This window comes from Amphibacillus marinus (genome assembly GCF_900110345.1).
Taxonomy (GTDB): Bacteria; Bacillota; Bacilli; order Bacillales; family Amphibacillaceae; genus Amphibacillus_D; species Amphibacillus_D marinus.
On sequence record NZ_FODJ01000014.1, the window covers coordinates 1 to 19552 of the forward strand.

The 19552-nt window shown below is 37.6% G+C and carries 20 protein-coding genes and 1 rRNA gene; 17 read left to right on the top strand and 4 right to left on the bottom strand.

Annotated elements, in window-relative coordinates; genetic code table 11:
• The first annotated feature begins 270 nt into the window (after positions 1–270).
• Positions 271–385: ribosomal RNA gene (rrf, locus tag BM000_RS14970) — 5S ribosomal RNA — on the top strand.
• A gap of 166 nt (positions 386–551) precedes the next feature.
• On the opposite strand, the gene BM000_RS14975 is transcribed toward rrf, so the two are convergent.
• Positions 552–947 carry a VOC family protein gene (locus tag BM000_RS14975; RefSeq protein WP_091499953.1) on the bottom strand — a complete coding sequence of 132 codons (396 nt, stop codon included), beginning with the start codon at positions 945–947 and terminating at the stop codon, positions 552–554.
• A 26-nt stretch (positions 948–973) separates the two neighbouring features.
• Complete coding sequence (locus BM000_RS14980; protein WP_091499955.1) at positions 974–2230, bottom strand: BaiN/RdsA family NAD(P)/FAD-dependent oxidoreductase; 1257 nt, start codon at positions 2228–2230, stop codon at positions 974–976.
• Between the two features lie 153 nt (positions 2231–2383).
• Here BM000_RS14980 and BM000_RS14985 point away from each other — a divergent pair, with 153 nt between their 5' ends.
• Together BM000_RS14985 and BM000_RS14990 are read left to right on the top strand one after the other, a co-directional pair.
• Positions 2384–4015 (top strand): putative polysaccharide biosynthesis protein, encoded by a 1632-nt coding sequence (locus BM000_RS14985; RefSeq protein WP_091499956.1) that lies wholly within the window; start codon positions 2384–2386, stop codon positions 4013–4015.
• 13 nt (positions 4016–4028) lie between these two features.
• Complete coding sequence (locus BM000_RS14990; RefSeq protein ID WP_091499958.1) at positions 4029–4742, top strand: pseudouridine synthase; 714 nt, start codon at positions 4029–4031, stop codon at positions 4740–4742.
• 60 nt (positions 4743–4802) lie between these two features.
• Here BM000_RS14990 and BM000_RS14995 read toward each other — a convergent pair whose 3' ends face one another.
• Positions 4803–5021: a DeoR family transcriptional regulator gene (locus BM000_RS14995; protein ID WP_091499960.1), complete on the bottom strand. Its 219-nt coding sequence runs from the start codon at positions 5019–5021 to the stop codon at positions 4803–4805.
• A gap of 149 nt (positions 5022–5170) precedes the next feature.
• On the opposite strand from BM000_RS14995, the gene thpR reads away from it, so the two are divergent.
• The 4 genes from thpR (at position 5171) to trmB (ending at position 8265) form a co-directional block, all read left to right on the top strand.
• Positions 5171–5746 (top strand): RNA 2',3'-cyclic phosphodiesterase, encoded by a 576-nt coding sequence (gene thpR, locus BM000_RS15000; protein WP_091499961.1) that lies wholly within the window; start codon positions 5171–5173, stop codon positions 5744–5746.
• A gap of 9 nt (positions 5747–5755) precedes the next feature.
• The gene (locus BM000_RS15005) at positions 5756–6679 is read left to right on the top strand and encodes an NERD domain-containing protein (RefSeq protein ID WP_091499963.1); all 924 of its coding nucleotides are present in this window, start codon (positions 5756–5758) and stop codon (positions 6677–6679) included.
• Positions 6680–6794: 115 nt separating this feature from the next.
• Positions 6795–7583, top strand: coding sequence for a phosphotransferase family protein (locus BM000_RS15010; RefSeq protein ID WP_091499965.1), 789 nt, complete (start codon positions 6795–6797; stop codon positions 7581–7583).
• Between the two features lie 31 nt (positions 7584–7614).
• Positions 7615–8265 (top strand): tRNA (guanosine(46)-N7)-methyltransferase TrmB, encoded by a 651-nt coding sequence (gene trmB / locus BM000_RS15015; RefSeq protein ID WP_091499967.1) that lies wholly within the window; start codon positions 7615–7617, stop codon positions 8263–8265.
• A gap of 350 nt (positions 8266–8615) precedes the next feature.
• Here trmB and BM000_RS15020 read toward each other — a convergent pair whose 3' ends face one another.
• Complete coding sequence (locus tag BM000_RS15020) at positions 8616–8936, bottom strand: PepSY domain-containing protein (RefSeq protein WP_091499968.1); 321 nt, start codon at positions 8934–8936, stop codon at positions 8616–8618.
• Positions 8937–9138: 202 nt separating this feature from the next.
• Here BM000_RS15020 and BM000_RS15025 point away from each other — a divergent pair, with 202 nt between their 5' ends.
• From BM000_RS15025 to murC, 10 genes are all read left to right on the top strand, one after another.
• Positions 9139–10206, top strand: coding sequence for a M42 family metallopeptidase (locus BM000_RS15025; protein WP_091499970.1), 1068 nt, complete (start codon positions 9139–9141; stop codon positions 10204–10206).
• A gap of 21 nt (positions 10207–10227) precedes the next feature.
• Complete coding sequence (locus BM000_RS15030; protein ID WP_091499972.1) at positions 10228–10746, top strand: DUF84 family protein; 519 nt, start codon at positions 10228–10230, stop codon at positions 10744–10746.
• 112 nt (positions 10747–10858) lie between these two features.
• Positions 10859–11362: a lipoprotein gene (locus BM000_RS15035; RefSeq protein ID WP_091499974.1), complete on the top strand. Its 504-nt coding sequence runs from the start codon at positions 10859–10861 to the stop codon at positions 11360–11362.
• Positions 11363–11496: 134 nt separating this feature from the next.
• Positions 11497–12537: a PTS sugar transporter subunit IIC gene (locus BM000_RS15040; protein ID WP_091499975.1), complete on the top strand. Its 1041-nt coding sequence runs from the start codon at positions 11497–11499 to the stop codon at positions 12535–12537.
• A 13-nt stretch (positions 12538–12550) separates the two neighbouring features.
• On the top strand, positions 12551–12871 hold the full coding sequence (locus BM000_RS15045) for a thioredoxin family protein (protein ID WP_091499977.1): 321 nt from the start codon (positions 12551–12553) through the stop codon (positions 12869–12871).
• Positions 12872–12964: 93 nt separating this feature from the next.
• Positions 12965–13789 (top strand): DUF1444 domain-containing protein, encoded by an 825-nt coding sequence (locus tag BM000_RS15050; protein WP_091499979.1) that lies wholly within the window; start codon positions 12965–12967, stop codon positions 13787–13789.
• A 2-nt stretch (positions 13790–13791) separates the two neighbouring features.
• Positions 13792–14394 (top strand): YtpR family tRNA-binding protein, encoded by a 603-nt coding sequence (gene ytpR / locus BM000_RS15055; protein ID WP_091499980.1) that lies wholly within the window; start codon positions 13792–13794, stop codon positions 14392–14394.
• A 137-nt stretch (positions 14395–14531) separates the two neighbouring features.
• Positions 14532–16631, top strand: a complete 2100-nt coding sequence (locus BM000_RS15060; RefSeq protein WP_091499982.1) for a DNA translocase FtsK — start codon at positions 14532–14534, stop codon at positions 16629–16631.
• A 71-nt stretch (positions 16632–16702) separates the two neighbouring features.
• The gene (locus BM000_RS15065) at positions 16703–17815 is read left to right on the top strand and encodes a nicotinate phosphoribosyltransferase (protein ID WP_091499983.1); all 1113 of its coding nucleotides are present in this window, start codon (positions 16703–16705) and stop codon (positions 17813–17815) included.
• A 247-nt stretch (positions 17816–18062) separates the two neighbouring features.
• Positions 18063–19367 (top strand): UDP-N-acetylmuramate--L-alanine ligase, encoded by a 1305-nt coding sequence (gene murC / locus BM000_RS15070; protein WP_091499985.1) that lies wholly within the window; start codon positions 18063–18065, stop codon positions 19365–19367.
• The last annotated feature ends 185 nt before the right edge of the window (positions 19368–19552 follow it).

Genomic DNA, 19552 nt, shown 5'->3' on the forward strand with positions numbered 1-19552 from the left:
AATACTAATCGATCGAGGACTTAACTAAAAACAAAAAGTGAAAGCGACTGTTCAATAGCGTACAGCTAGATCAGCCAGACTGTCGCACAGGGTTTTTCTGTGCAAAAGGAAGGATGAACGAGATGCTAGCTATTAGGAGCTTGAGCTAGATCTAAAAATTAACCGTTTGTATGACACTTGTCACGTCTTATCTAGTTTTGAGGGTACATGACTTCAAGTAGTACGTTCAGAATCCTGAACTGACCCACAGCCTGTGGGCCTCAATAATGGTTTAGTGACGATAGCGAAGAGGTCACACCTGTTCCCATGCCGAACACAGTAGTTAAGCTCTTCAGCACCGATGGTAGTTGGGTCTAAGCCCCGCGAGAGTAGGACGTCGCTAAGCAACTTGTAAAGCTTCTAGATTTATCTAGAAGCTTTTTTAAGTACAGCAATAAAATTTACTATATAAAGGAAAGATTATTTACCTTGTATACTAAAAGTAATGAAAAATGATTTATTCAAATTTTATTGAATAAATCATTTTTCAAAATTGGTAACTAAACAGACAGTTAGGGTGCAACTATTTCAACTTTAATTCGATCTGGATCCTCAAAATATAAAGCATAGTGCTGTTGTCCGCCGGCAAATGGATGCTTGTCTGGATAAAGAATTTCAATATTCTTTTGTCGAAGTTTTTTGGTTAATTGATCAACATGCTGGCGTGAGTGAGCATGAAATGCTATGTGGTTAAGACCAACACCACAACGATGATAAAGCAAGTCATTATATTTTTCTTGTATTTGAACAAAAACTAGATAAGTTTCACCAAGCTTAAAGCTAAAGCCCTTATCCCAAGATTGATAAGCAGTGTAATTTAATTCTGTTAGCAGCCATTCCCAAAATTGCTTTGAAGCTTGTAAGTTTGATACATACACTTCTAGATGATGAATAGATCCATAAGCCATTCTTTATCTCCTTTTCATATCAGGTATTATAGACTTTGCCAGGCAGCATTTTGGCCAGCTAGTCTACCAGTAACTAATGCGGCTGTAATGTTATAGCCACCGGTGTAGCCGTGAATATCAAGAATTTCACCACAGAAGAATAGCCCAGACATTAATTTTGAAGCCATTGAAGTGGGTTCAATTTCTTTAATTGAAACACCGCCTCCTGTAACGAATGCTTTTTCAATGGGAAGACTATCATAAATAATGATTTCAAACTGTTTAAAGCTAGTGATTAACATGCGTAACTTTTCCCGGGAAATATTTGCTGGCTTTGCTTCTGGATTTATCTTTTCTTGATTAAGCAAAAAGAGTAAATAACGTTCTGGAACAAGTCCTTTTAAATGGTTTTTAATCGATTTTTTAGGCGCATGGTTAAATGTGCTTAGAATCGTTTGCAGAATTTGTTCTTCATGCTGATCAGGCAATGCATCAATATGAAGTTGGACATTTTTTTGTCCGTTTTTGAGCAGTTTAACGACATACTGTGAGCAGCGTAATGTAGCAGGACCAGAAATACCAAAATGGGTAAATAACATATCCATACGATGACTGACGATCTGCTTTTGCTTATCATCTATAACAGATAATTTAATATCCCTTAAGGCTAACCCTTGTAAACTTTTATCTTGAATAAAGCGTTGGTTGGAAAGTAGGGGAACTTCAGTAGGGTACAAATCAGTTATAGAATGCCCCGCCTTCTTAGCCCAAGGATACCCTTCACCATTTGAGCCAGTGTGTGGTACCGCTTTTCCCCCTACGGCTACGACAATACTTGTGGCTGCGATTTTCCCTTTGTTTCCTAATATAATAGTATGTTTTTCTGTACTGTAGTTTATAGCAGCAACGGGGCTGTTTAGTAATAGTTTAACATCTAAATCTTGCAGCCTAGTAATCAAGGCGTTAACGACATCTTTTGCAGAATTACTAACTGGAAACATTCGCCCATGATCTTCTTCTTTAAGCTTAACCCCTAAGTTTTCAAAAAAAGCAATAATATCCTCATTATCAAAAACAGAAAAGGCACTATATAGAAAACGTCCATTTCCAGGTATGTGTTTGATTATTTCGTCTTTAGGAAGTCGACTGGTGACATTGCACCGTCCCCCGCCGGAAATCTCTAGTTTTTTTCCAAGTTTATTACCTTTTTCGATTAAAATTGTCTTTGCTCCATGCTCTGCAGCTGCAATAGCAGCCATAAGGCCAGAAGGTCCGCCACCAATTATTGCGACATCATAAATCACAGGTTTCATCCTCTCGCTTGTCAAGTACTCGGTTAAGTATACTATATTTAAGTGAATTTTGTATAATTATCGTTTTTCACTTAGAATTTTAAAAAGATGTGTTAAAATGGTGAGTAGTGAATTTGTAATAATAGAAAGAATTAAGGTGAATATATGTCAAAAAATACGATTGTTCGTGGCACAGTTTTATTAACAAGTGCGACATTTATATCCAGATTTATTGGAATGATCTATACGATGCCGTTTGAAAGCTTAGTCGGCGCATCAGGTGGGATGTTGTATGGACTTGCTTATGGACCCTATACCATTTTTATTAGTTTATCAACCGTTGGTATACCACTAGCCGTTTCCAAATTTGTGGCTAAGTACAATTCTTTGGGAGATTACCGTACCAGCTATCGCATGTATAAACTTGCGCTTAAATTGATGATTGTGACTGGGATAGTCACCTTTTTTATATTATTTGCGGGGGCTAATGTTATTGCCCGGATCTACATACCAGCTAATTCTCAAGGTATTACCATTGAGGATGTCGCGATGGTCATTAGAATGGTTAGTTTTGCGCTAATTATTATTCCGCCAATGAGTATTACAAGAGGTTTCTTTCAAGGCTATCAATCAATGGGGCCAACGGCTATTTCGCAGGTAGTCGAACAAATTGCTAGAATTGGTTTTCTTTTGGTATCAGTTTTTGTCATTATTCACTTATTTAGTGGATCAATTACAACAGCAGTTGGGTTTGCCACCTTTTCAGCTTTTATCGGCGCCATTGCTTCTGCATTAATATTATTATGGTACTGGAAAAAACGTAAGAGCTATATTGAAGGATATATGTCTCAGCAAAAAACAAGACAATCCACAATGTCAAAAAAGGCATTATTTAGTGAGCTATTTAGTTATGCTGGCCCGTTTGTATTTGTTGGTCTCGCAATTCCATTGTATCAGCAGATTGATGCGATTACGTTTGCTCGCACGCTAACTGATTTAGGTTACCAACAAATTATTATTGATCATACCTTCTCCAATATTAATTTATACGGGCATAAGCTCATTATGATCCCTATCACGCTAGCAACAGGTATGTCACTTGCTACTTTGCCGACCTTAACAAAGTCATTTATTGATCGGAACAAACCGCTATTATTTCAACAAATTAATCAATCGTTACAAATTGTCATGTTGCTTGTTTTACCAGCCGTAATTGGCATGTCGTTATTATCTAGAGAAATCTGGGGGTTTTTCTATGGTGTGAATGATTATATCCAGTTAAATGGTGATCTCTTGGGTTGGTATGCTCCTGTTGCTTTGTTCTTTGCTTTGTTTACAGTGACATCATCAATCCTACAAGGGATCAACCAACAGCGATTTGCAATTTATAGCCTGTTTATTGGTCTCGTTCTAAAGAGTGTGCTTAACGTTCCTTTACTGCGCTTATTAGGACCAGAGGGTGCGGTAATGGCAACTTGGATTGCATCACTGGCGACAGTCTTAAGTAATCTATGGCGAGTAAAAACAGCAATTGGTTTTTCATTAAAGCCACTAATTAAACGAAGCTTGCTCATGCTCATTTTTAGTTTATTTATGAGCTTTGCCGTGTTATTAACAAATTATCTTGTTCAATTCGTGTTAGATTATACAGATGGTCGCTGGGTAAGTGCGCTCATATTGGCAATAACGGTATCAGTCGGAGCATTCGTCTATTTATGGTTTTGTTACCACTCAACATTACTAGAACGGGTATTAGGCTCTAGAATTCGTGTGTTAGATCGTTTGTTTAGAAGGTAGGGAGGCAGGTTATATGCGCTTAGATAAGCTTATTTCAAACTCAGGCTTTGGCAGCCGTAAAGAAGTTAAGCAGTTGCTAAAGTCCGGTGCGGTAGCAGTGAATAATGAAATAATTAAAGATGGGAAATATCAAGTCTCTATAACAACTGACCAAGTTTATATTGGTCAGACGGCTGTCGAATATGAGGAATTTGTTTATTTTGTCCTTAATAAGCCTGCGGGTGTTATTAGTGCTACAGAAGATAATCGTGATCGTACTGTACTTGATTTACTTGCCGCAAGCGATCGCATTAAGCAACCTTTTCCGGTTGGGCGACTTGATAAGGATACTGAAGGTTTGCTCTTAATTACAAACGATGGGAAACTAGCGCACCAACTTCTTTCGCCAAACAAAAATGTAGGAAAAACCTATTATGCTGATATTGAAGGAGTTGTGACCATGGCTGATGTCAAGCAATTTAATGTAGGCGTTTATTTAGATGATGACTACCTAACAAAGCCAGCGTTGCTAGAAATTCTACAGAGTGATCAGATTTCTCAAGTTAACTTAACAATTACAGAAGGAAAATATCATCAAGTTAAAAGAATGTTTGAAGCAGTTGGAAAGAGAGTCGTTTATTTAAAAAGGGTCGCTATCGGTGAATGGTTGTTAGATGAACAGCTTGAAACAGGAGCTTATCGTCGCTTAACGATAGAAGAAATTAACTATTTAAAGGGGTTATCTTAAAATTGGACAAAAAAATAAGCTGACCATAAAACTGTCAGCATGGTAATAATCTATGCGACATTATAAAATTTTTACTTTCTTTTTTGTAATGTCCCAAGTACCTTTACTTAGGCTTCTCACCAGGCCGTTATAAGCTAGAACATTTAAATCGCGTTGTACGGTGCGTTCGGTAATTTCAAATTCGTTAGCAATGTCAGTCGTTGTAACTGGACCGTTTTCTCTTATAAACATATAGACAGCCTTTACGCGAGTTAGCATCCTTGTTGTAGATTGACTCAAAAAAACCACTCCTTAATGAATTGCATTAGACTTGTGGTGTTGCTGAATCTCTTTTACCGTTATTCTACACCTTTTTTATTGAAAAGGCTAGTTTTTTTACACTTTCTTAACGAAAAACCGATATATAAAGTGCATAAGGAGTGGAATGTATGGAAAATGGTCATTTACCTCACTATTTCATTGCAGTTGAATTAAGTGAAGGATTAAAAAAATGGCTAGCTCTGCAACAAAGTAAATTGCAACTAACCATTGGCCATAACACCTATAAAAGCTGGACAGCCGAAGCTGATTTTCATATTACTTTAGCTTTTTTGGGGGCGCTACCTGCACAGCAAATAGAGCAATTAATGACTTGTATGAGAAAGCAAGAAAGTCTACTAAGTGACACAGTTTGCATAGCAGACCTTCATTTTTTTGGTAACGCCACAGGTCCCCGGGTTGTTTGGTTTGGTATAGCTGAAGAACAGAAAATAATGACTTTTTATTCTATTGTTCAAAAATGGTTGTCTAACCTTAAATCTCCTCCTATTAATCAATCTTTTCAACCACATATTACGATCGCTAAGAAATGCCAGAAGAAGTGGCTTACACCGCTCGTTTTAAGAAAGTTAGATGATCATTTTTCAGATTGCTATTCTGAGCATCTAAAGGCCATTTGTCTATACAGCATTGATATGATGAGCGTACCGAAATATAAGTGCGTTTATCGACTACCATTAAAGTGAGGTGAGTTTATGGGTCAATTAATTAAATTAGAGAATTATGTGTCTAGATATGAGCAAGATATGTTCCATTACCCCGCACAGTATGTTCGACTTAAAAGAACAAACTGGGATAAGCTTAAGTATGATTGGGAAAATAAGCAGGCTCCCATTATGATTGAAACAGAAGAAAGTCTAGCAGCTAATGAGGTGAAGGCAAAACGGTGGACCCGTTTTTTCAATAGATCCAGCACTGAAGAAGAAGATGGAACTGTCGACATTAATAATCACAATCTCCCTCAGACTGAAGTACAATTGAAGCAATTCTTTCTTGATTCTTTACTGCAATTTCAGTTAAAATGGGCTTCAACAACCATGCGGGAAATGTCATTTATTGATCAGCAGTACCAACATAATTTAGTTTTAAAGTACTTTTTACAAAGGTTTCCTGATACTTATTTATTTATGTATAATCCAGTTTTTAAATTGAAGAAAGCAAGTATTGATACGGATATCATTATGATTACACCAGTAGAAATATATGTGATAAAGCTCTTAGAATTACCTTCTTCACAGGTGATCATTGCAGGTGATGAGCGGACTTGGTTCACCGAAGATCAGAACGTCCGTTCTAAACTGTTAAGTCCATTACTTTCACTAAAACGCACTTATAAAGTTATTCAAAGTGTCCTAAATCATGCAGAGCTTGATATACCAGTTCATAGAGTGGTGCTTTCAAGAACCAATCAAATTGACTTTAATATTGAGCCTTATCAGACTCAATTTATTGATCGTGATCGGCATGAAGCATGGCTAACTAAGCAGCGTCAGTTTATTTCGCCGTTAAAGCATAAGCAATTAAAGGTGGCTGAAGCTTTAGTTGCTTGTTCGGATACTTTGTCAGTCTCTCGTCCTGAATGGGAGCGTCAAGATAATGAAAATTTTAATTTTGAGTAAATTTTCTCTTGATCTTTTAGCCTATAATGCGGTAATCTTAAACTAGTTAATTTAAAATATAATGGTGAATTGTCACTATTTTTGTAAAAGTGTTGTTTGAAAGGGGGCAGGTCTTGTGTTACATATGCTAGGTGACGAGTGGATAATTAAATCAGCTGGTGGTTCAACAGGGGAAGCCTATTTGGCGTATTCTGACGACAAACGTCTATTCTTAAAAAGAAACTCTTCACCATTTCTTGCCGTTTTATCTGCACAAGGCATTGTCCCCAAGCTTGTTTGGACGAAAAGGCTTGAAAATGGTGATGTGATTACGGCGCAACAATGGTTAGATGGGAAAGAATTAAAGCCTGAGGTTTTACAGCACCCAAAGGTTGCTGAATTATTAGGTAGAATCCATCACTCAACTGAACTATTGGATATGTTGACGCGAATGGGGAAAGAACCGTTAAATCCAGCTCAACAATTCGATAGGCTTTTGAATGATCTTAGAAGTGAACACACCGTCCTTCCTCTAGTTGGTAAGCGTGCGTTGAATTTTATGCAAGCATCGCTTCATGAGGTTACTAACTTTAAGCCTGCTGTCTGTCATGGTGATTTAAATCATAATAATTGGTTATTTACTAATGATGGTCAGTTATATTTAATTGATTGGGACAATGCTGAAATTGGGGATCCGGCGATTGATTTAGCTATGATGTTTAATCATTATATTCCTAACGATGAGTGGACTAATTGGTTAGCTTATTACGGGATTGAAAGCAGCCAATCATTGTATTTAAGAATGTATTGGTATATTATTTATGAAGCTTTAATTAAGATTAATCGAATTCAGTCAGCCGCTGCATTAGCTGATAAAATAGAAGCCTTACAAATGATTGTCCGACAAGCAGAGCGGTATTTATAAAGGTAACTAAGCAGATTAAGGGGTAGTGAATGTGCGAGCAAGACATAAGCCATGGGCTGATGATTTTTTACAAGAACACAAGCAATATGTAGAATTAAATCCAGAATTAAATAAAGAAGAATGGTCAACAGTTTTTCAGTCTCCACAGCCTATTCAATTAGAAATTGGGGCTGGAAAGGGTCAGTTTATTACTGGAATGGCTAAACAGAATCAGCGTATTAACTTTATTGCCATTGAATTAGTAAAAAGTATCATTGTCAGTGCTGTCCAAAAAGTAGCAGATGAACAGCTTGATAATGTAAAACTAATTAATTACGATGCGAATGATTTACGGGAGATTTTTGCCACTAACGAGATTGATTGTATTTATTTAAATTTTTCTGATCCGTGGCCCAAAGCAAGACATGCTAAAAGACGGTTAACTTACCGTACTTTTTTACAGCAATATCAAGATATTTTAAAACCAGGTGGAGAAATAATTTTTAAAACGGATAATAGGGGCCTGTTTGAATATAGTTTAACGAGCTTCTCACAATATGGCATGATCATAGAAGAGGTTACCCTTGATTTACATGAATTAAATGATCCGACAAACGTGATGACCGAATATGAAGAGAAATTCTCTGCCAAAGGTCAACCTATCTACCGCTGTCGTGCGCGTTTTAATGGTTGTATATCATAAAGCGTTGGTAAAATGACTTCCTAAGGTTAGGCAGAAGAAAAAAAGAGCCGACTCGTGCAGGAATAGCACGTGTCCGAGGAAGAGGATTTTGTATTGCTGAAGTAATACAAAAATTTGCTTAACCAGCGCTCTTGATGAAGAACTGCTTTAACTAAAACAATATGGTTTGCAAAGAAGGAACGCCTAATTGTTAGGCGTTCCTTCTTTGTTATTCGATAGTGGCTTGTTAGAACGACGGTTGTATAGTCATGATGCGTTGGCGAGCTACTTTCGCAAGATTAAGCGACTCCTGCTACTTTGTATATCCAATTATTCACTTAACCATTATAATTTACTTAATCACTGGAAAATTAAATAACGGTATTTGTTTCTTTTGTTGCAATTACCGTTCCAGTAAAAGCATCAACAAAAAATTCATACTGTTTATTCACTTCATTAATACTTCGTGATATGCCGCCACGATAGACGGTATAATCCAAGCCATGTAAAGAAACTGATTCAGTCTTCATATAGATCCATGATCCACTAACTGTCCCTCTTTCCTTAAACATATTTTTGGCTTGCTTCAAAGCCACTTCGGGCCGAATCGGCATTTGATTAAGTTGTGCTTTAATGGAGTAACCAATTGCTACTCCAACTGTTAGTGCAATAATTGACTTTTTCCAATTCATTCAGGTCACCTCAGTTAGATTATTAATGTTAGTATACCTCATTTGATGCAATTTAGAAAAGCAAATACAAGGCTATTTAATTTTACAGTGCAGATTAATAGTGATTATTTCCCTGAAAATGACCATTTAAAACGCTCTTCTTGTTCAGTAACACGATCTATGTATATAATAAGAGAAGAAAAAAATCTGGAGGTTATACATAATGAATCAAGAAACACTTAAAATGTTTAAAGTATTAACTGAGTTACAGGGTGCTCCTGGTGATGAGCAGTTAGTCCGTAAATTTATGAGAGAAGAACTTAGTAAATACGCTGATGAGGTTATCCACGATAATCTTGGTGGTGTTTTTGGTGTGAAGAATGGAACTGGCCCGAGAGTGATGGTTGCTGGTCATATGGATGAAGTGGGCTTCATGGTTACCCAAATTACCAAAAATGGAATGTTACGCTTTCAGCCACTTGGAGGCTGGTGGAATCAAGTCATGCTTGCACAGCGTGTTCAGGTAATGACAGATGCTGGTCCAGTAGTAGGTGTAATCGGATCAATCCCACCACACAACTTAACGCCAGAACTTCGGGCAAAACCAATGGAGATTAAAAACATGCTAATTGATGTCGGCGCAGATGATGCTGAAGATGCGCAAGCAATGGGAATTAAACCAGGACACAGCATTGTACCTGTTACACCGTTCACGCCAATGGCAAATGAGAAGAAGGTGTTAGCAAAGGCTTGGGATAATCGCTATGGGTGTGGCTTAGCCATAGAATTGTTAAAGGATCTTCAAGGAGAAGAATTACCTAATCAGCTCTATTCAGGAGCAACAGTTCAAGAAGAAGTTGGCTTAAGAGGTGCACAGGTAGCAGCTAATATGATTAAGCCTGATATTTTCTTTGCTTTAGATGCTTCTCCGGCAAATGATATGTCAGGAAGTGAAAGTGAATTTGGTCATATTGGCAAAGGCGCGCTATTAAGAATATTTGATCGCTCAATGATAACGCACAGAGGAATGCGAGAGTTTGTCTTAGATACTGCCGAATCAAACGATATCCCATATCAGTACTTTATTTCTCAAGGTGGAACGGATGCAGGGCGTGTTCACCTTACTCATGATGGCGTCCCTTCAGCAGTGGTTGGTATTTGTTCAAGATATATTCATACCCACGCCTCAATTATCCATGTCGATGACTATGCAGCAGCTCGAGAGCTTATTGCAAAGCTAGTAAAGCAGGTTGATTCAAATACGCTCGCGACAATTCGTCAAAGTAGTTAGAAAGGAATTAAGTATTTCGCTATGACAAATAAAATCGTGGTAGGATCATATAATCAAGCGAAGATTAACGCCGTTGCGTCGATCTTTAAAGACTTTCACATTAAATCACAGGATGCTCCATCACATGTTGCCAGTCAGCCTTTTTCCGATCAAGAAACAATCCAAGGTGCAATTAATAGAGCAAAGTACTGTCAAAATAGTAATAAAGGTGCCATTGGTATTGGACTAGAGGGTGGTGTCATGCGACTAAAGAATCAGCTCTTCCTATGTAACTGGGGCGCGCTTGTTGATCAAGAGGAGCAGCTATATATTGCTGGAGGTGCGCGTGTACCTGTTCCTGAAAAAGTAGCGGAGGCGTTAGAAAAGGGCGAGGAGTTAGGTACTGTGATGAGGCGTTACACTGGTGAGCTGAATGTTAGTCAAAATGCTGGTGCAATTGGTGTTTTTACTAATAATATGCTATCTCGGCAAGCGATGTTTGAACATGTTGTTATACAATTAAAGGGTCAGTATGAAATAAAAAATCAGATCTCGTGGTGAATGTAACAAAAATATTTCATTAGTTTACAATTGTGTTATAAACACTTGTAATTCAAGACATTCAAAAGTATGATATCTAAAGGCTATATTTATGCTTTAGGGGGGCTTGGATATGCGTGTGAAACTAAGACTTATGGTAATTATCGTTGGCGTGTTTATTCTCAGCGGTTGTGGGCTTACTGAGGAAGAGGCTCTGCAGGAAATTGAAGAAACCGTTGTGACAACTTTTGAGACTAATTATGAGGAGCCAAATCAAACCTTTAATAGTTTTGCAATGTTTTTACCAGAACAATTTACTGTTGTAGAAGAATCAGAAAGTAATTTAATTATTGAAGGAAACAACCAAATGTTTATTCTGTTTTACAACACACTTGAGGATCAAACAAGTGACTTTTTCTATCTATCTGCTGAAGCTACCGATACTTATACGCTACTTGAATCATATGAAACGGATGAGCAGTTTAGTTATGTGAGTGTAACAGGTGCTGATGAGGATTATGAATTACAAGTAGGTGTGGGTGGTGTGCGGATAACGACTCAGACAGATTTAAAAAAATTAGAAGCAAACTTTACCGATATGGTAACCATGCTTAATTCAATAGAATTCACTGAATAAAAAGATTTACCTCTATAACCAGTTTCTATCTAGTGTGGAATTTGGTCAGGAGGTTTTTTTTTATTGATATCTGTCTTGTCACATGTCTTAACATGATGTAAGATAAATAAGAATTTATGGGGGAGGAATGAATCATGAAAGCTTTTTTACATAGAAAAAAAATTGAATTATCGACACGTGTTTACTTTATAAGGGCACTAAGCTACATGGCGCTCGGGTTATTCTCTTCACTAATAATTGGCCTTATTGTTAAAACAGCAGGTGAGCAACTTTCAAATAGTTTTGGGGCGAATGAAGTATATCACGCATTAATAGAAATAGGTGAATTTGCCATGAACCCAATTGTTGTTGGAGGAGCAATTGGTGTAGCCATTGCACATAGCTTGTCAGCACCACCGCTTGTATTGTTTTCAACGCTATATTCTGGTGCATTTGGTTATATAATTGCCGGACCAGTTGGTGCTTATCTTAGTGCTGTTTGTGCCGCTGAGGCTGGAAAACTCATCTATAAGGAAACGAAAATAGATATTATATTAACACCTTTGTTTACCATTGTGGTAGGATATGTAGTAGGTAAATTCATCGGTCCGACAATTGATTCACTTATGACAGGACTGGGTGAGGTTATTAATTGGGCAACGACACAGCAGCCGTTATTTATGGGAATGATTGTCGCTCTATTAATGGGTTGGGCTTTGACCGCTCCAATCTCTAGTGCTGCTATTGCGATCATGCTCTCTCTGGAAGGCTATGCTGCGGGGGCAGCAGTCATTGGTTGTTCGGCCCAAATGATTGGATTCGCTGTAAGCAGTTATCGTGAAAATGGCATGGGTGGTTTGTTAGCCCAAGGTATTGGAACGTCAATGCTGCAAATCTCCAATATAATAAAAAAGCCATTAATTGTGGTCCCACCCTCACTTGCAGGCGTATTAATGGCGCCAGTTGGCGTTGTATGGTTTAATATGACGAGTAATGCTTCTGGTGCTGGAATGGGAACAGCAGGCTTTGTTGGACAAATTATGACCCTGCAAACGATGGGTTTTTCAATTACCGTTTTTGGTATGGTATTAGTTACGCACATTATTGGACCAGCACTAATTAGTCTAGCAATTTCCGAATGGATGCGTGCTAAAGGTTGGATTCAAGATGGCGACATGAAGATAGACTATGAATAATGGAGGTACATTAATGGAAAAGCTACAAACTGAAGCACAATTTGAGGAATTAAAACAGAAGGGAAAACATGTGTTTATGTTCTCTGCAGACTGGTGTCCAGATTGTCGTATTATTGAACCTTTTCTTCCCGAGCTTGAAGAAGCATATCAGGATATTACTTTTTTATATGTTGATCGTGATCAATTTATTGATTTATGTGTGAACCATGATATCTTCGGCATTCCAAGCTTTCTTGCCTTTAATCAAGGAGAAGAAGTAGATCGATTTGTTAGCAAAGACAGAAAGACACGTGAGGAAATTGAGTCGTTCTTGAATAAGGTTAGAGAGGCTTAATCGATAAAGCATGATAATAAAGACAATAAAAGTACCTCTAGGTGCTTTTATTTCTTGTTAATGATATAAACAAGTCATCAAGGAGGCATAACTATGGCAATGACAAGTTTGCAGTTAAAGAAGAAACTTGATCATGCTTTTCAGTCAGAACATTATCAGACAACTTATAATCGTGAAGAGGATAAGTATCGGGTTGAACTAAAAAATTCACATAAAGGTGTATCGATTACTTTAGCAAAGGTTGTCGCAAAGTATGAGCAACGAGGACAAGTAGCAATAGATGAATTAGTCCATCATGTTGTTACCTCTTTAAACTTGATGGAAAAAACCATTTCACTATTAGGGAATGAAAAGAAGATCCTTCCTGTTATTCGCAGTACCTCATTTCCTACTAAGGCTAAATCAGGTCAACCATTGATTTGGCAGGAGCATACTGCTGAGACGCGTATTTACTATGCTTTAGATTTACCAGATAGCTATCAGTTGATTGACCAAAGTATGCTTGACCAAGCTAAAATAAGTAAACAGCAAGTGTCTGAAATGGCCCTATTTAATTTGCGGTCGCTTACGGTTGATCTTAAAGAAGATAAGGTAGCTGGAAATAGCTTTTACTTTGTCTCGGCAAATGATGGCTACGATGCGAGTAGAATCTTAAATGAATCCTGGTTAGAGACAATGGCAAAAGAAGCAAAAGGGGCGTTAGCATTAGCAGTACCGCACCAAGATACACTTATTGTCGCGGATATACAAAATGATATGGGTTATGATATTCTCGCGCAAATGGCCATGCAATTTTTTGCTGAAGGTCGTGTACCGATTACAGCTTTATCCTTTTTTTATGAGGATCATAAATTAGAACCTGTATTTATCTTAGCAAAGAAGAAACCACTAAATCAAAATGAGAAAAGGGATGATTAATGATGGAATTATTTTACAACAAAGCGGGCATTGGTGATGTGTTGATTTTACCATTAAAGCAAGGTGATCGAGACCGAATTGACTATCGAACATACAATGATGTAACCGAAATCTTTGATAAAGAAAATAATCAAATTTTAGGTTATAACATTTTCAATATTTCTCAATACATAGAGATTGATACTGGAAGTACAACTCTTGATGAAGGAATGCTTGAAAGGATTAATCACGTTTTTTTGCAGAATAACGTTCCTGACGCACTTAAAGTTGATTTATCACCTAAATTTGTTATTGGTTATGTGAACCAGGTCGAGAAGCATGAGAATGCAGACAAATTAAATGTCTGCCAGGTTGATCTTGGTGATGAGGTTGTCCAAATTGTTTGTGGAGCACCGAATGTAGCGGCTGACCAGTACGTTGTTGTTGCTAAGGTTGGTGCAATTATGCCAAGTGGTTTAGAGATTAAGGAAGCAAATCTTAGAGGCGTTGATTCATTTGGAATGATTTGTTCGCAGAAAGAATTAGCTTTACCGAACGCACCAGTTGAAAAAGGGATTTATGTAATAGCGGGTGATGTTAAGGCAGGGGACCCGTTTCGTTTTTAAGCATAAACAATACGCTGTCCCCGTGAGCTTCTATATTAAATAGTAGCTGTACTTAAAATTAAAGGCAGAAGTTTCACTTTAGTTTAGAAACTGTTAAAATAAAAGGAAACAATTTTAATGGAAGTGTGGATATAATAATGTGGGGACATTTTAAGAATAAAGTAATGAATTGGTTTAATGTAGATGATGAATCATCGCAAACTCATTATAAAACGAACGATAAGATAAATAATAACAGTGAGAAGATTGAAACGAAGATGCTTTATCAATATCCGAAGCGGGATTCGTTTCAATTTCCTATGCCGATTGATCAGCCAGCACAGAAACGGGAACGTTCACAACCTGCATCCAATAACCAACGGAGAGCAAACCGTGCTGAGCATGTTAGAGAACAAGAACAAATAGCCAGTAAGCGACCACCATTTCGAGTCCAAGAGGTTCCTTCGCCCGTTCATGGTTATCAAAAAAAAATAGACTTGGATATAAATCCAATAAATGAACCTGCCTTTCTGAGAAGAAAGGAACAGGATACCTTGATGGTAGAAGCAGAACGAAAAGAAATAATTGAATTAAAAACTGAACCAGCGCTACAAGAAGAAGCAATCTTGGGCGCTAATCCTGAGGTTGAAGACGTTCAAGATTTGCCAGATAGTCAGCCTGTTTTAGCAAAAGAAACGAACCAGTTCACTGATACAAAGCAGACATTACGCACTAAGCAAGAGCCTTTTAATGTGCGAATGCGCCCGAGTGATAAGTATAAACACCAACAAGCCATGAAAAGAAGAGAAGAAAGGGTATCTGTGCCTGTTACAGCTAACCCAATTCAAACAGACCGTTTTTTATCGTTACTTAGTACCATTACACGGGTGAATGGTGAAGATAATCAATGGCTTGAACAACAAGCAAAGGCTTTAATTGAAACTTTAGCACAATTTAATGTTAAAGCAAGAGTCGTTAATGTGATGCAGGGGCCCTCAGTAACGCGCTTTGAGATTCAGCCTGAATCAGGCGTAAAGGTTAGTAAAGTGAAAAATTTAAGTGATGATATTAAATTAAATATGGCTGCTAAAGATATTCGCATTGAAGCACCTATACCTGGTAAACACGCAATTGGAATTGAACTTCCAAATAATAAAGCGCGAGCAGTGGGCTTGAAGGAAATCTTAAGTCACCCCACCTTTAGTGAAGCCAGCTCACCGTTAACAGTTGGTTTAGGCCTTGATATCTCTGGTCGATCGGTTATAACCGATATTAATAGAATGCCACATGGATTAATTGCTGGGGCAACAGGTTCTGGTAAAAGTGTCTGTATTAATACGATTCTTATCTCGTTATTATACAAGGCTACACCAAATGATGTCCGGTTACTATTAATTGACCCTAAAATGGTTGAACTTGCGCCTTATAATCATATTCCACATCTCGTTTCACCAGTAATAACTGATGTAAAAGCTGCTAATCAAGCATTAAAGTGGGCTGTCCAAGAAATGGAGCAACGCTATCAGAAATTTGTTGAATCAGGCACACGTGATATTGAGCGCTTTAATCAAAAAATGCTAGCTCAAAATCGGCCAGACTTGAAAATGGCCTATATGGTCATTGTCATTGATGAATTAGCTGATTTAATGATGATGTCACCACAGGATGTTGAGGATTCTATTTGTCGGATTGCTCAGAAAGCACGAGCTTGTGGCATGCACTTACTACTTGCTACACAGCGCCCCTCAGTTGATGTTATCACTGGTCTTATTAAAGCAAATATTCCGACACGAATTGCCTTTAGTGTTGCTTCACAGGTGGACTCTAGAACAATGCTTGATACCAATGGAGCTGAACGACTGCTCGGAAAAGGGGATATGCTTTTTGTTGAAAATGGGGCAAGAACACCTTTACGGGTACAAGGGGCATATGTTTCTGATGAAGAAATCGAACAGGTAACAGCTTACATGCGTTCAACAGGCGAGCCAGATTATTTATTTGCACAGGAAGAGCTGCTTGAAAAAATGGATCAGGCTGATTCAGAGGATGATTTGTTTGCGGAAGCGTTAGCCTTTACTGTTGAGAACAATAGTATCAGTACCTCGCTCTTACAGCGTCGGTTTAAAATTGGTTATAACCGCGCGGCAAGATTAATTGATGATTTAGAGAGACATGGCTATATAAGTGGTCAAAACGGAAGCAAACCAAGAACATTATTGGTGACGCCGGATGAAATTAACCAATCACATTCTAATTAATAAAAGATTGAGTTGACCTACCACTAACCACACTAACTGATAATGCTTTAATTTATGAGGAGCTTAACATTATGGATAAAGAAATTGCTTTAAAACTAGATGGGAAAATTGAGCGTTTAACAAACAAAACATTTAAATTCGATGAACGTATTAAAGAGGGGTGGTTTTCTGCGGTCTACTTTTTAAAAACAAAAGAAATTGCAGAAAAAAAACATCCAAATAATGAAGTAATCATGCAATTTTTTCAAAAAGAGAATGCGGTACTTTGTGGCACGGACGAAGCCATTGCCCTAATTCAAACCTTTGCAGATCATCCGGAATTGTTAGAGATCCACTCGTTAAAGGACGGTGATCAGATAAGCCCATTTGAGACTGTGTTAACGATAAAGGGCCCGTACCAAGCATTTGGTTATCTCGAGGGAATTATTGACGGAATCTTATCAAGACGTACTTCAGTTGCCACAAACGTATATAACGTGGTAAAAGCGGGGAGAACTTCAGGTAAGCAAAAACCAATTATTTTTATGGGCGATCGTGATGATCATTATACCCAACAGGCAGGTGATGGCTATGCGGCTTTTATTGGCGGATCTACCGCTCAAGCGACGCACGCAATGAATGAATGGTGGGGCAAGCAAGGTATGGGGACAATGCCTCATGCTCTAATTCAACTGTTTGAAGGTGATGTTGTTGAGGCAGCTAAAGCATATCATGACGTTTATCCAGAAGATAACTTAATGGTTCTTGTTGATTATAACAATGACGTAATTACCGATGCCCTAAAGGTAGCACGGGAATTCGGAGAAACACTTAAGGGGGTTCGTCTGGATACATCCAATAATATGGTGGATAAATACTTCCTGAGAAATCAACATATTATGGGGAGCTTTGACCCCAGGGGAGTTAATCCAGAATTGATTTATGCATTACGCCATGCCCTTGATAAAGAAGGCTATCAGCATGTGAAAATTATTGCAAGTGGTGGCTTTACCGAGGAGAAAATTCGCAAATTTGAACAATTGAACGTGCCTGTAGACTTATACGGCGTGGGGCGTAGCCTGTTAGAGATAAAAGTTGGTTTCACTGGTGATAGTGTGGTCTTAAATGGAAAACCAGAATCAAAGTTTGGGCGAATCTATCGACCAAATCCTCGCCTTGAACAAGTAGCTATGACAAAAAAATAAAGTCAAAATTTTAATAATGGTTGTATTACCTAAGTCTAGCATACACTAAGTATTGAAAAATTATTTTTTGGGTAAAAGGTTGAGAATCATTTTTATGCAAAAATGATGTTTTTATGTTATAATTACTAATCGTGCACTTAACCATTATTAAACTTTAAAAGTCGTTTTCTTCCAACTTATTTGGGGTGAGTACTGGTTTATGTGCGGATAATTAAAAGAGTGTATGCTCTTTTGGAGGTACAAGGTTATGACAATTTTTCATTTTGTTGGTATTAAGGGTACTGGTATGAGTGCGCTTGCTCAAATTCTATATGATACTGGCATGAAAGTACAAGGATCAGATATTGAAAAGACTTTTTTTACTGAACTTGCATTATTAGAAAAGAATATTCCTATATATCCGTTCTCCGCTGAGAACATTACCCCGGGTTTAACAATAATTGCTGGAAATGCTTTTAAGGATGATCATGAAGAAATTGCTAAAGCAAGAGAATTAGGATTACCCATTCATCGGTATCACGACTTTCTTGGGGATTGGCTGAAACAAACAACAAGTATTGCTGTTACCGGAGCTCATGGTAAAACCTCAACAACGGGCTTACTAGCCCATGTGTTAAAGCAAACACAGTCAATTTCTTATTTGATTGGTGATGGAACGGGCTACGGTCAACCAGACAGCAAGTATTTTGTCTTTGAGGCATGTGAGTATCGCCGTCATTTCTTAGCTTATCAGCCTGACTACGCTATTATGACAAATATTGATTTTGATCATCCTGACTATTTTTCAAGTGTGGAGGATGTCTTTTCAGCGTTTCAACAGATGGCTGATCAAGTGAAAAAAGGTATTGTCGCATGTGGTGATGATGATTATTTACAGAAAATCCAAGCTAAAGTACCTGTGCTTTACTATGGATTCGAGGATTCTAATGATTTTCAAGCAAAGAACTTGATTGAATTAGCAAATGGCACACAATTTGAGGTTCATGTGCGAAACAACTATTATGATACGTTTGAGATTCCTATGTATGGGAAACACAATGTGCTTAATGCATTAGCTGTTATTACGCTCTCACATTATGAAGGGCTTCAAGCAGACCAGATGAAGTACCTTGCTACTTTTACTGGTGTCAAGCGTCGTTTCTCGGAAAAGGTAATTGATAAGCAGGTTTTAATTGATGACTATGCACATCACCCTAAGGAAATAGAAGTAACGATGGATGCAGTTAGACGAAAATATCCAAATCGAAAGATCACTGCTATTTTTCAGCCGCACACATATACAAGAACAAAAATGTTTCTCCATCAATTTGCAGAAAGTCTAAAGCTTGCTGATGAGGTTTATTTGTGTGATATTTTTGGCTCAGCACGAGAAGTGGTGGGGAAGTTATCAATAAACGATCTATTGACGCTAATTCCTGACAGTAAATTACTTAAGCTTGATCAATCAGCAGTTTTACAAGAGAATGAGGAAGGTGTTCTCGTTTTCATGGGAGCTGGAGATATTCAAAAGTATCAAAAAGCTTATGAGAATAGTTTAATTAATATTATTTAAACAATTAGAGGAAATAACCGTTCAATGTCGAATAAGTATTGCAACGGTTATTTTTTATTCGTAAGTATATTTTTAAGAAAAATGATCAGTTTATTAAAAGAGTATGTTTAAATCTTAATGTATAGGGTAAATATCAATTAAGCTAAATGATATAATTATTACATAGAAAAGGAGCGTGCAACCTA

Coding starts and splice junctions, on each gene's coding strand:
- BM000_RS14975 (WP_091499953.1), bottom strand. CDS start 947: ATGGCTTATGGATCTATTCATCATCTAGAAGTGTATGTATCAAACTTA.
- BM000_RS14985 (WP_091499956.1), top strand. CDS start 2,384: ATGTCAAAAAATACGATTGTTCGTGGCACAGTTTTATTAACAAGTGCG.
- BM000_RS14990 (WP_091499958.1), top strand. CDS start 4,029: ATGCGCTTAGATAAGCTTATTTCAAACTCAGGCTTTGGCAGCCGTAAA.
- thpR (WP_091499961.1), top strand. CDS start 5,171: ATGGAAAATGGTCATTTACCTCACTATTTCATTGCAGTTGAATTAAGT.
- BM000_RS15005 (WP_091499963.1), top strand. CDS start 5,756: ATGGGTCAATTAATTAAATTAGAGAATTATGTGTCTAGATATGAGCAA.
- BM000_RS15020 (WP_091499968.1), bottom strand. CDS start 8,936: ATGAATTGGAAAAAGTCAATTATTGCACTAACAGTTGGAGTAGCAATT.
- BM000_RS15025 (WP_091499970.1), top strand. CDS start 9,139: ATGAATCAAGAAACACTTAAAATGTTTAAAGTATTAACTGAGTTACAG.
- BM000_RS15030 (WP_091499972.1), top strand. CDS start 10,228: ATGACAAATAAAATCGTGGTAGGATCATATAATCAAGCGAAGATTAAC.
- BM000_RS15035 (WP_091499974.1), top strand. CDS start 10,859: ATGCGTGTGAAACTAAGACTTATGGTAATTATCGTTGGCGTGTTTATT.
- BM000_RS15040 (WP_091499975.1), top strand. CDS start 11,497: ATGAAAGCTTTTTTACATAGAAAAAAAATTGAATTATCGACACGTGTT.
- BM000_RS15045 (WP_091499977.1), top strand. CDS start 12,551: ATGGAAAAGCTACAAACTGAAGCACAATTTGAGGAATTAAAACAGAAG.
- BM000_RS15050 (WP_091499979.1), top strand. CDS start 12,965: ATGGCAATGACAAGTTTGCAGTTAAAGAAGAAACTTGATCATGCTTTT.
- ytpR (WP_091499980.1), top strand. CDS start 13,792: ATGGAATTATTTTACAACAAAGCGGGCATTGGTGATGTGTTGATTTTA.
- BM000_RS15060 (WP_091499982.1), top strand. CDS start 14,532: ATGTGGGGACATTTTAAGAATAAAGTAATGAATTGGTTTAATGTAGAT.
- BM000_RS15065 (WP_091499983.1), top strand. CDS start 16,703: ATGGATAAAGAAATTGCTTTAAAACTAGATGGGAAAATTGAGCGTTTA.
- murC (WP_091499985.1), top strand. CDS start 18,063: ATGACAATTTTTCATTTTGTTGGTATTAAGGGTACTGGTATGAGTGCG.